Here is an 11,352-nt window from a genome sequence, read left to right as displayed (position 1 = left end):
ACGCACGGCCGCGAACACCGCAAGACCAGTCCGAGAACAACAGACCGTACGAGACACACAGACCCGTACGAGAACAACAGACAGGAAAGACCTCACGTCATGGGGAAGACCCTCGAACTCCTACCAGCTGTCGATGTTGCCGATGGACAGGCCGTTCGGCTCGTCCGGGGTGCGGCAGGCACCGAAACCGCCTACGGCTCGCCCCGCGACGCCGCGCTGGCATGGCAACGCGACGGTGCCGAGTGGATTCACCTCGTCGACCTCGACGCCGCTTTCGGTCGGGGCAACAACCGTGAACTGCTCGCAGGTGTGGTGGGCGAGCTCGACGTGAAGGTCGAGTTGTCAGGCGGAATCCGCGACGACGAGTCCCTCGAGGCCGCACTCGCCACGGGCTGTACCCGCGTCAATCTCGGTACGGCCGCACTCGAAAACCCCGAGTGGTGCAGACGTGCGATCGCCAACTACGGCGACCGCATCGCTGTCGGACTCGACGTCGTCGCAGACGGTGACTCGTATCGACTGCGTGGTCGGGGATGGGTCACCGACGGCGGCGACCTGTGGGAGGTCCTCGCCCGACTCGACGGCGACGGCTGCGCCCGTTATGTCGTCACCGACGTCAGCAAGGACGGCACGCTCGGCGGGCCGAATCTCGAGCTGCTGTCCGAGGTCACCAAGGCGACCGACGCGCCCGTCGTCGCATCGGGTGGCGTGTCGGCTCTCGGTGATCTCATCGCCATCGCGAGCCTCACCGACCAGGGTGTCGAGGGTGCGATCGTCGGTAAGGCTCTCTACGCGGGGCGATTCACCCTGCCCGACGCTTTGGCGGCGGTCGGTAACCTGTGACAACCGGTTCCGGCCTGGATCTGCCCGCACTCCTCGAGGTTGCGGGCAGCATTCTCGACGGTGTCTCCGGGGAGTTCGTCGCCGGGCTCGGCGCGCCGAGCGCCGTCGTGAAGGGTGCGACAGACTTCGCTACCCAGGTCGATCTCGACCTCGAACAGCGCATTCGACAGCAACTCACCGACCGGACCGGAATCGACGTGCACGGCGAAGAATTCGGTGGACCACCGGTGACCGACGGTGCTGTATGGGTTCTCGATCCGGTCGACGGGACGTACAACTTTTCGACGGGCATGCCGCTCACCGGCATCCTGCTCGGACTGCTCGTCGACGGTGAGGCGGTACTCGGTCTCACGTGGCTGCCGCTGACCGCAACGCGCTACGCCGGCTACGTGGGAGGTCCGCTGTACCGCAACGGCGTTCCGATGGCCGCACACCCTCCGACAACGCTCGCCCAGACAGCAGTCGCGTTCGGGCCGTTCAACGTCAGTCACGGCGGTCGCTACCCCGGGGTGCGACGAGCTCAACTGCTCGAAGCGCTGAGCGTGCGAGCGGCCCGACTGCGCATGACGGGCAGCACGGGCGTCGACATGGCGTACGTAGCTGCCGGAATCTTCGGTGCCGCAATAGCTTTCGGTGCACACGCCTGGGACAACGCCGCCGGAGCCGCCCTGGTGCGTGCCGCCGGTGGGGTGGCGACCGACCTCGCGGGGAACCCGTGGACCGCGTCGTCGCCGTCGCTGGTGACCGCGATGCCCGACGTGCACCACGAGTTGATGGCCGTGATCGACGACGTCGGCGGGTGGTCCGGCAGCGACATCTCCAGCACCGACAGCCCCGGCACAGACGACAGGACTTCTCGATGACCCTCGCAACACGCGTGATCCCGTGCCTCGATGTGGACGACGGTCGGGTCGTCAAGGGCGTCAATTTCCAGAACCTCCGCGACGCAGGCGACCCCGTCGAATTGGCCGCCCGGTACGACGCCGAGGGCGCAGACGAGTTGACCTTCCTCGACGTCACCGCGTCGAGTTCTGGACGCGCCACGATGATCGACGTGGTGCACCGCACCGCCGACGCCATCTTCATCCCGCTGACCGTCGGAGGTGGCATCCGCACAGTCGACGACGTGGACGCGATGCTGCGCGCAGGCGCCGACAAGGTGAGCGTCAACACCGCGGCAATCTCCCGGCCGGAGGTGCTCGCCGAGATGAGCCGACGGTACGGATCGCAGTGCATCGTGCTCTCGGTCGATGCCCGAACGGTTCCAGAGGACGCCGAGCCGACGCCGTCCGGGTGGGAGGTCACCACCCACGGCGGACGCAAGGGCACCGGAATCGACGCCGTCGAATGGGCGCAGCGCGGTCAGCAGCTCGGCGTCGGCGAGATCCTGTTGAACTCGATGGACGCCGATGGCACCAAGCAGGGTTTCGATCTGCGGATGCTCGCCGCGGTCCGCGCGGTGGTCGACGTCCCGGTGATCGCCAGTGGTGGAGCAGGCAAGGCCGCAGACTTCGCGCCCGCGGTGCTGGCGGGAGCCGACGCAGTGCTCGCCGCATCGGTATTCCACTTCGGCGAGCTCACGATCCCAGAGGTCAAGGGTGCGATGGCAGCCGAAGGCATCGTCGTACGTACCGAACGCGACACAGAAGGGCAGGTCTGATCGCATGGCACTCGCGCCGGAACTGACCGCACAGCTCAAGCGCAACGCGGATGGGCTTTTCGCCGCGGTCGCCCAAGAACGCTCCACCGGGCAGGTCCTGATGGTCGCGTGGATGGACGACACGGCACTCGAGCGCACACTCGCGACACGTCGCGCCACCTACTACTCACGCTCACGTCAGGAGTACTGGGTCAAGGGCGACACCAGCGGGCACACCCAATACGTGCACGACGCTCGTCTCGACTGCGACGGCGACACGATCCTGCTGATCGTCGACCAGGTCGGTGCCGCCTGCCACACCGGCAACCACAGCTGTTTCGACACCCCGTCGCTGCCCTTCGACGTCGACGACGAGCAGGGCGACGATCAGCACGCCGACGGGGCGGGCGCGGCGTCGAGTTGATGCCTGGGACAATCGTCGGGGAGACACTCTCCCCACAGCTCCGCACTTCACGAGCTCGAATGCCGCACGACGCTGCGGCCGAGGACTCGACGCGGACCAGCCGACGGAAGGCGGTGACGCAGTCATGCCACTGATCCAGATCTCGCAGACCCCAGGTCTCTCCGACCGGGTCAAACGCGAGACCATCGCGGCGGTGACCGAGGCGTACGCGAAGGCCACCGGCAAGAACCCGGATTCGGTATGGGTCACGATCACCGAGGTGCCCCGTTCACAGTGGGGCGTCGGCGGCGAGCCGCTCGGATGAGCGGCGAACACACACTCGCAGCGGCGACCGACGGCTCACGGAGCAGTTCTACGTCGACCACGAATGCCGATACGACGACGCTCGAGGAGTTCCTCGACCTCGCCTCCGACCATCGCGTCGTGCCGGTCACGCGCAAGGTGCTCGCCGATTCGGAGACGCCGTTGTCGGCGTATCGGAAATTGGCGGGTGAGCGGGAGGGCACGTTCCTTCTCGAATCCGCGGAGAACGGCCGGTCGTGGTCACGGTGGTCGTTCATCGGCGTCGGCGCACCGTCGGCGCTGACCGTTGTCGACGGCAAGGCCGCCTGGTGGGGGACTGTTCCCGCAGGCGCTCCCGTCGACGGCGATCCGCTGACAGTGCTCGCCGAGTCGCTGCGGCTGCTCGCCACCGATCCCTTGCCCGGCATGCCGCCGCTGACCGGCGGGTTCGTCGGATTCATGGCGTACGACATGGTGCGCAGGCTCGAGCGTCTACCCGAGACGACAGTCGACGACCTCGGCCTTCCCGATCTGATGATGTTGTTGGCGACAGACCTTGCCGCCGTAGACCATCACGAGGGGAGCATCACCCTCATCGCGAACGCGGTGAATTGGGACGGCAGTGCCGAACGCGCCGAGGAGGCATACGTCGACGCCGTCGCCCGACTCGACGCGATGACGCAGGCGTTGGCTGCACCTGCACCGTCGACCGTGTCGCGCTTCGACAGGCCCGCACCCGACTTCCGCGTGCAGCGCACCCGCGAGGAGTACGGCGAGATCGTCACCGGCCTGGTCCGCGAAATCGAGGCGGGTGAGGCATTCCAGGTGGTGCCGTCGATGCGCTTCGAGATCGACACCGACGCCGATCCGCTCGACGTCTATCGCATTCTGCGGGCCTCCAACCCGAGTCCGTACATGTACCTGCTGCGCATGCCGGGTGTGGGTACCGACGACAGCGGCGCGCCTCGCACCCCGTTCACGATCGTCGGATCGAGTCCCGAGGCGCTCGTGACCGTGACCGACCGGGTGGCCACGACGCACCCGATCGCCGGGACCCGCTGGCGCGGAGCCACCGAAGAAGAAGACCAACTCCTCGGCAAGGAACTCACCGAGGACGAGAAGGAGAACGCCGAGCACCTGATGCTCGTCGACCTCGGTCGCAACGACCTCGGGCGTGTGTGCGCCCCGGGCACCGTCAAGGTCAGCGACTATCGCCACATCGAGCGGTACAGCCACGTGATGCACCTCGTGTCGACGGTGTCGGGCACGCTGCGCGACGACAAGCACGCGCTCGACGCTGTCACCGCATGCTTTCCTGCGGGAACGCTGACCGGTGCGCCCAAGGTGCGCGCGATGGAACTGATCGAAGCCAACGAGAAGACACGACGCGGCCTGTACGGCGGGATCGTCGGCTACCTCGATTTCGCAGGCAACGCCGACACCGCCATCGCGATCCGCACCGCACTGATGCGCACGGGCATCGCCTACGTGCAGTCGGGCGGCGGCGTGGTGGCCGACAGCGAATCCGACTACGAGTACAACGAGGCACGCAACAAGGCCACCGCTGTACTCAACGCGATAGCGGCTGCCACGACGATGCGTCGCGTCGGCGTGGAGAGTGACGGCGTGGAGAGTGACGGCGTGGAGAGTGACCGATGACCGTTCCCGACCCTGAACGAAATCCCGGCGCTGAAAGCCCTGATGTCGAGGGCGCTGAGGCGGGTAGTGCCGCCGACGATGAGAAGCAGGTGGCGCGAGCGCAGCGTCGAACAAAGCTTCTCGGATCGATACTGCTCGCCGCTGCGGCGCTCGCATTCTGGATTGCGTCGCGCCTGACCTGGGCAACGGTGCTCGCTGCCGACGGGCTGTCCCCGGCACGGACCTTCGACGTCAAGGGCAGCGACTGGAGCCCGTGGCTCACGCCACTCGCGCTGGTGTTGCTCGCGGCGATTCTGGCGGCGATGTCGCTTCGTGGGTGGGGTTTGCGCATCCTGGCGCTCCTGGTTGCCGCAGCGGGTGTGCTCGCCGCCTTCCCGGCGATCTCCCTCATCATGGGCGGAACCAACGACTTGTACGCCGCCACCGCCGCGGGTCTCAGCGATCGATACGTCGTGCAGTTGGTGACCACCAACAACTGGGTGGCCGCCGTTGTCCTCATCGGGTCGCTGTGCGCCGTCGCCGCCGGGGTGCTGCTCATGCGTGTCGCATCCGGCGCGGGCATGTCGTCGAAGTACAAGACGCCCGCCGCGCGACGCGAAGACATCGAGCGTGAGATCTTCGCTGAACACAAGCGGCGCCAGGCATCCGAATCGGCACAGGCCGACAAGAGTGGTCAGACGGACAAGAGTGTCCAGACCGGCAAGAGCGGCCAGACCGATGGCGACTCCCGGACCGCCGGCGCCGTCTCGTCGGCGGGGTCACCGGCGGCGGAGAAGAGCGCTGCGGCAGACGATTCGGCGGAGTCTGCCGAGTCGACGAGCGAGCGAGATGCTGAGCACGACGCGCCCAACGAGCGCATGCTCTGGGACGCTCTCGACACCGGGATCGATCCGACTGATCAACGATGACGAAAAACACAACCCGCTCCCGGCGCTTCGAAGGCGGCCGTCTACCCTGAGAGCACGAACAGAAAGGGAGCCAGCTGTCGTGAGCACGCCCACCGTCCTCGATTCAATTCTCGAGGGAGTGAAAGCCGATGTCGCCGCGCGCGAGGCGATCGTCGACTACGCGGCCGTCAAAAAGGCGTCCGTTGCCGCGCCGGCTCCTCGCGATGCGATGGCTGCGTTGCGCAAGACCGGAATCGGTGTCATCGCAGAGGTGAAGCGAGCGAGTCCTTCTAAGGGTGAGCTCGCCGACATCCCTGATCCAGCCGACCTCGCCGCCGCGTACGAAGCGGGTGGTGCGCGCATCATCAGCGTCCTCACCGAGGAGCGTCGGTTCCGTGGGTCGCTCGCCGATCTGGACGCCGTGCGCGCCCGCGTCGACATCCCCGTGTTGCGCAAGGACTTCATCGTCGGCCCGTACCAGATCCACGAGGCTCGCGCCCACGGCGCCGACGTCATCCTGCTGATCGTCGCGGCACTCGAACAGAATGTGCTCGCCTCGCTGCTCGACCGCACCGAGAGTCTCGGCATGACCGCGCTCGTCGAGGTGCACACCGAAGACGAGGCCAGCCGCGCTCTGGAAGCGGGTGCGTCGGTCATCGGTGTCAACAACCGCAACCTGAAAACCCTTGAGGTCGACCGCAATACGTTCGCGCGTATCGCTCCGGGTCTGCCAACCGAGACCATCCGGGTCGCCGAATCGGGTGTGCGCGGTACCGCAGATCTACTGGCATTCGCTGGTGCGGGTGCCGACGCGGTCCTCGTCGGTGAAGGCCTGGTCACCAGCGGCGACCCGCGTACTGCGGTCTCCGAACTCGTGACCGCCGGTACCCATCCTTCCTGTCCGAAACCCGTTCGCTGACACTCGCTTTCGATTTAGCGTCGACTTGCCGTGTCACGGACGACGAGATGTCTGTGAGAGTTCCGTGACCACCGAATCCCGATCCGACGATCAACTTCGCGCCGAGTTCCCCACTGCGAGTGTCGGAGTCAGCACCCGTACGTCGTCGGAACCCGACGCGGGCGGACACTTCGGCGTGTACGGCGGGCGTCACGTTCCCGAGGCGCTCATGGCGGTCATCGACGACGTGACCGCTGCCTACGAGAAGATGCGCACAGATGACGAGTTTCTCGGTGAGCTCGATCGGCTGCAGCGCGACTACGTCGGACGTCCCTCGCCGCTCTACGAAGCCACGCGCCTGAGCGAATTCGCCGGTGGCGCACGGATTTTCCTGAAGCGCGAAGACCTCAACCACACCGGTTCGCACAAGATCAACAACGTGCTCGGGCAGTTGTTGCTCGCCAAGCGCATGGGTAAAACCCGCATCATCGCCGAGACCGGTGCCGGTCAGCATGGTGTGGCCACCGCGACCGGCTGCGCACTGTTCGGTATGGAGTGCATCGTCTACATGGGCCGCGTCGACACCGACCGGCAGGCACTCAACGTCGCACGGATGCGACTGCTCGGCGCGGAGGTCGTCGCGGTCGACAACGGTTCTGCGACCCTGAAGGACGCGATCAACGAGGCGCTGCGCGACTGGGTGACCAACGCGCACAACACGTACTACTGCTTCGGTACCGCGGCCGGTCCGCATCCGTTCCCGATGATGGTGCGCGACCTGCAGCGCATCGTCGGACTCGAAGCACGCGCGCAGATCCTCGACCAGGCGGGGCGCCTACCCGACGCCGTCACCGCCTGTGTCGGTGGCGGGTCCAACGCCATCGGAATCTTCCATCCCTTCCTCGACGACTCCGAGGTGCGCCTCGTCGGCTTCGAGGCCGCGGGCGACGGCGTCGAGACCGGTCGACATGCCGCGACGTTCACCGGAGGCACACCCGGCGCATTCCAGGGTGCCTACTCGTACCTGCTGCAGGACGAGGACGGCCAGACCATCGAGTCGCACTCGATCTCAGCGGGACTGGACTACCCGGGGGTCGGGCCCGAGCACGCACAGCTCAAAGACACCGGCCGCGCCGAGTACCGTCCCATCACCGACACCGAGGCGATGGAGGCGCTCGCTCTGCTCAGCCGTCGCGAGGGCATCATCCCCGCCATCGAATCGGCTCACGCACTCGCCGGAGCTCTGGAGCTCGGTAAGGAACTGGGGGAGGGCGCGATCGTTCTGGTCAGCCTCTCCGGTCGCGGCGACAAGGACGTCGACACCGCTGCGCGCTGGTTCCACCTCTTCGACCCGCCACCATCGGAGAACGAGGTCGGCGTGACGACCGGTACGGCGGCCGCAACAAGCACCACGGGGGACGTGCAATGACACAGCCGAAGGCACCCGTGCACGCGGGACCGTCGAAGTTGAGCCCGGTCTTCGAGAAGTGTCGCGCCGAGGGACGTGCCGCGCTCATCGGGTATCTCCCTGTCGGCTACCCGACCGTCGAGAAGTCCATCGAGTCGTTCGAGACGATGGTCCGTGCGGGCTGCGACATCATCGAAGTCGGCGTGCCGTACTCGGATCCGGTCATGGACGGACCGACGATCCAGGAGGCCGCCGACCTCGCGCTGACCAACGGGGTGCGAGTCCGCGACGTATTCCGTGCCGTCGAAGCGATCACCGCCGCGGGCGGGAATGCCGTCGTCATGAGCTACTGGAATCCCGTGCTGCAGTACGGCGTCGACAAGTTCGCGCGTGACCTGGCGGCTGCGGGCGGTGCGGGCATGATCACGCCCAACCTGATCCCAGAAGAGGGTGCTGCCTGGCACGCGGCGTCCGACGAGTTCGACCTCGACCGCATCTACCTCGTCGCACCGTCGTCGACGACCGAACGCATCGCGCTGACCGTCGACGCATCGCGCGGGTTCGTCTACGTCGCGTCGACGATGGGTGTCACGGGAGCGCGCGACGCGGTGTCCGACGCCGCGCCAGAGCTGTGTGCACGCGTCCGCGAGTACTCCGACATCCCGCTCGGCGTCGGACTCGGTGTTCGAAATCGTGAGCAGGCGTCGCAAATCGCGAGCTACGCCGATGGAGTGATCGTTGGCTCGGCACTGGTCACAGCGGCCAAGGCAGGCCAAGACCACCTGGCCGACCTCGTCACGGAACTGGCTGCGGGCGTGCACGAACCGCGAGCAGACCTCTGACCGCCTCGGTGGCTTCGGCCGTGGGGTCCGCAGCGTCCGTTAGGGTGGCAGCGTGACAGCGCCGACGACGACGATGCTCGCCTACATCCCCAGCCCGCCGCAGGGCGTGTGGTACATCGGCTCGTTTCCGCTCCGGGCCTACGCGTTGTGCATCATCGTCGGCATCATCGTCGCCGTGTGGTGGGGAAACCGTCGGTGGATTGCCCGTGGTGGGCGTTCGGGCGAGGTTCTCGACGTTGCGATCTGGGCGGTTCCGTTCGGCCTGATCGGTGGTCGCATCTACCACGTGCTCACCGACTGGCAGATCTACTTCGGTGACGGCGGCAAGACCCCGATCGACGCATTCAAGGTCTGGGACGGCGGTCTCGGCATCTGGGGTGCCGTGTTGTTCGGCGGCCTCGGTGCGTGGATCGGCACCAGGCGCATGGGCATCAAACTGCCGCCGTTCGCCGACGCCATCGCGCCTGCGATCCTGCTCGCCCAGGCCATCGGTCGCCTCGGCAACTACTTCAACCAGGAACTCTACGGCCGACCGACCGACGTCCCGTGGGGCCTGGAGATCTACGAGCGCGTCGACGCATCGGGACAGGCCGACCCCGGCCTGATCACGGGAGTGTCGAACGGCCAGGTCGTCGCGGTCGTCCACCCGACGTTCCTGTACGAGCTCTTGTGGAATCTCCTGATCGTCGTGATCCTGGTGCTCGTCGACCGCTACTTCCGCATCGGCCATGGCCGTCTCTTCGCGCTCTACGTCGTCGGGTACTGCATCGGGCGGTTTGCCGTCGAACTCATGCGTTCCGATCCCGCCTTCACCCACATCGCAGGCGTCCGCATCAACGTGTTCACCGCGGCCCTCGGCATCGTCTGCGGCGCGATCTACTTCATCGTCGCGCCCCGCGGCCGGGAGCAGGGCCTCGAGGTCTACTGGCCCGAACGGGCCGCCGAACTCGAGGAGCTCGGCCACACCGGCGCCTACTTCGACGACGACATCGACGACGAGGACGACGACGGCGAGCACTTCTTCGACGATGAGGAAGCCGACGGCGACGCGGTCGAGGACGAAAAGGTGGAGGAAGACAAGACGGAGCGGGAAAAGGCCGCGGCCGCCGAAGCGGATCGTGACGAGGAGTCCGATGACTCGTCGTCGAAGACGATCCCGGTCGCGGCCGCTGCTGGTGCGGCGGTTGCCGTCGGCGGTGCCGCTGCTGTCGGCGCGGACGAAGAGGCGCCGGACGAAGGGGCGCCGGACGAAGAGGCATCGGACGACGAGGCGTCGGACACCGACGTCGACGAGGCTGACGTCGCGCCCGACGCCGACGAGACCGAGACTGGGACCGAGGCCCACTCGGGCGAGGCCGCTGACTCGGACGTTGAACCCGACTCGGATACGGATCCTGATGAGGACGCCCCCGCCGGCGACGAAGCCGTGGAAGATGGAGACGAGTCCGCCACCACCGAGCCAGATGTAGCCGAGTCCGATGCAACGGAGGCCGGTGGAGCCGAGGCTGGTGTAACCGATTCCGGTGACACAGAGTCCGATGGTTCCGAATCTGCCGGGTCCGACGCGGCGGATGATCCGACCGACGAAGGGGTTCCGATGAGCAGCGCAGAAGACAGCAGCGTGGCAGCCGACGAGATTGCGGAGGGGCTGTCCGAAGACATCGAGGACAAGGCCGACGACGAGGGCGACACCAGCCCATCGGGCGTCGACGAAGATGAAGCCGAACTCGCCGACGGGCAGGAGATCGACGCGGGTGGACCCGACCCGGTTCTCGACGAGAACGAGGAGATCGTGTCCAAGATCATCCCGGGCACTGCCGAATCTGCTGACGCCACACCGTGGAACCCCGAACACGATCCGGCTCGACCAGAGGGCGTGACCCCCGAGTCGGAGATTCTCGGGGAGTCCGATTCCGAGTCCGACACGACTCCGGGCGACACCGCCGACATCGACGCCGAAGAGGTCGCCGAGGGCATCGCCGAAGATGCCGAGGACGCTGCCGATGACGACGGCGCCGCGACGGCAGAAGGCGTGGACGAAGCCGAAGAGGTTCTCGCCGACGGCCAGATGACGAACGCGGGCGGTCCCGACGCCGTCGTCGACGAGTACGAAGAGATCGACGCCAAGATCATCCCGGGCACCGGCGAGTCGGCCGACGCCAAGCCGTGGAAGCCAAAGGACTCGCAGTAGCTCGACTCACTCGGGCGCCTGCCCCGGGGACCGGGTCGTCGGCCTCGTGTGGGCTGCGGGAAGTAGGGGAAGGGTTCTTTCCGCGGCCTTCTTGCGTGTCCCCGCGAAGTTTTCGGGGGAGAGGTCTGGGAGTAGGGGAAGGATTCTTTCCCCTAGTTTCTGCGCCGCCACCCGACGGCTCGACGCCGCGCCCAGCCCCACGCCCCGCCGCGCACGCGGCTCGACGCCTGTCTCTTATACACATCTGACGCTGCCGACGATCGCATAAGTGTAGATCTC

Annotated in this window: 11 protein-coding genes; all 11 read left to right on the top strand. The window is 66.8% G+C overall.

Annotated features, from left to right (window positions below; all coding sequences use genetic code 11):
- Positions 1–99 precede the first annotated feature (99 nt).
- The 11 genes from priA to lgt all read left to right on the top strand — a co-directional run bounded on the left by priA (position 100) and on the right by lgt (position 11,073).
- Positions 100–843, top strand: coding sequence for a bifunctional 1-(5-phosphoribosyl)-5-((5-phosphoribosylamino)methylideneamino)imidazole-4-carboxamide isomerase/phosphoribosylanthranilate isomerase PriA (gene priA / locus A5788_RS01780; protein ID WP_049698196.1), 744 nt, complete (start codon positions 100–102; stop codon positions 841–843).
- The gene (locus tag A5788_RS01775) at positions 840–1,706 is read left to right on the top strand and encodes an inositol monophosphatase family protein (RefSeq protein WP_049698195.1); all 867 of its coding nucleotides are present in this window, start codon (positions 840–842) and stop codon (positions 1,704–1,706) included. Before priA ends, A5788_RS01775 begins: the two co-directional genes overlap by 4 nt.
- On the top strand, positions 1,703–2,503 hold the full coding sequence (gene hisF, locus A5788_RS01770; protein WP_049698194.1) for an imidazole glycerol phosphate synthase subunit HisF: 801 nt from the start codon (positions 1,703–1,705) through the stop codon (positions 2,501–2,503). The genes A5788_RS01775 and hisF overlap by 4 nt, the downstream gene beginning before the upstream one ends.
- A 4-nt stretch (positions 2,504–2,507) precedes the next feature.
- The gene (gene hisI, locus A5788_RS01765; protein ID WP_049698193.1) at positions 2,508–2,906 is read left to right on the top strand and encodes a phosphoribosyl-AMP cyclohydrolase; all 399 of its coding nucleotides are present in this window, start codon (positions 2,508–2,510) and stop codon (positions 2,904–2,906) included.
- 124 nt (positions 2,907–3,030) lie between these two features.
- The gene (locus A5788_RS01760) at positions 3,031–3,210 is read left to right on the top strand and encodes a tautomerase family protein (protein ID WP_005179191.1); all 180 of its coding nucleotides are present in this window, start codon (positions 3,031–3,033) and stop codon (positions 3,208–3,210) included.
- Complete coding sequence (locus tag A5788_RS01755) at positions 3,207–4,847, top strand: anthranilate synthase component I (protein ID WP_049698192.1); 1,641 nt, start codon at positions 3,207–3,209, stop codon at positions 4,845–4,847. Before A5788_RS01760 ends, A5788_RS01755 begins: the two co-directional genes overlap by 4 nt.
- Positions 4,844–5,755: a TIGR02234 family membrane protein gene (locus tag A5788_RS01750; RefSeq protein WP_053117393.1), complete on the top strand. Its 912-nt coding sequence runs from the start codon at positions 4,844–4,846 to the stop codon at positions 5,753–5,755. Before A5788_RS01755 ends, A5788_RS01750 begins: the two co-directional genes overlap by 4 nt.
- Positions 5,756–5,834: 79 nt before the next feature.
- Positions 5,835–6,653 (top strand): indole-3-glycerol phosphate synthase TrpC, encoded by an 819-nt coding sequence (gene trpC / locus A5788_RS01745; RefSeq protein WP_049698191.1) that lies wholly within the window; start codon positions 5,835–5,837, stop codon positions 6,651–6,653.
- A 64-nt stretch (positions 6,654–6,717) separates the two neighbouring features.
- Positions 6,718–8,061 carry a tryptophan synthase subunit beta gene (gene trpB / locus A5788_RS01740; RefSeq protein WP_049698190.1) on the top strand — a complete coding sequence of 448 codons (1,344 nt, stop codon included), beginning with the start codon at positions 6,718–6,720 and terminating at the stop codon, positions 8,059–8,061.
- Positions 8,058–8,882, top strand: a complete 825-nt coding sequence (gene trpA / locus A5788_RS01735; RefSeq protein ID WP_049698189.1) for a tryptophan synthase subunit alpha — start codon at positions 8,058–8,060, stop codon at positions 8,880–8,882. The genes trpB and trpA overlap by 4 nt, the downstream gene beginning before the upstream one ends.
- 73 nt (positions 8,883–8,955) lie before the next feature.
- A complete protein-coding gene (lgt, locus tag A5788_RS01730; RefSeq protein WP_064870115.1) occupies positions 8,956–11,073 on the top strand; it encodes a prolipoprotein diacylglyceryl transferase in 2,118 nt (705 codons plus the stop codon).
- The last annotated feature ends 279 nt before the right edge of the window (positions 11,074–11,352 follow it).

The organism is Gordonia sp. 852002-50816_SCH5313054-c, from assembly GCF_001665925.1.
GTDB classification, from domain to species: Bacteria; Actinomycetota; Actinomycetes; order Mycobacteriales; family Mycobacteriaceae; genus Gordonia; species Gordonia jacobaea.
Note: the sequence above shows the minus strand (reverse complement) of the source record. Positions and strands in the feature narration are given on the sequence as shown.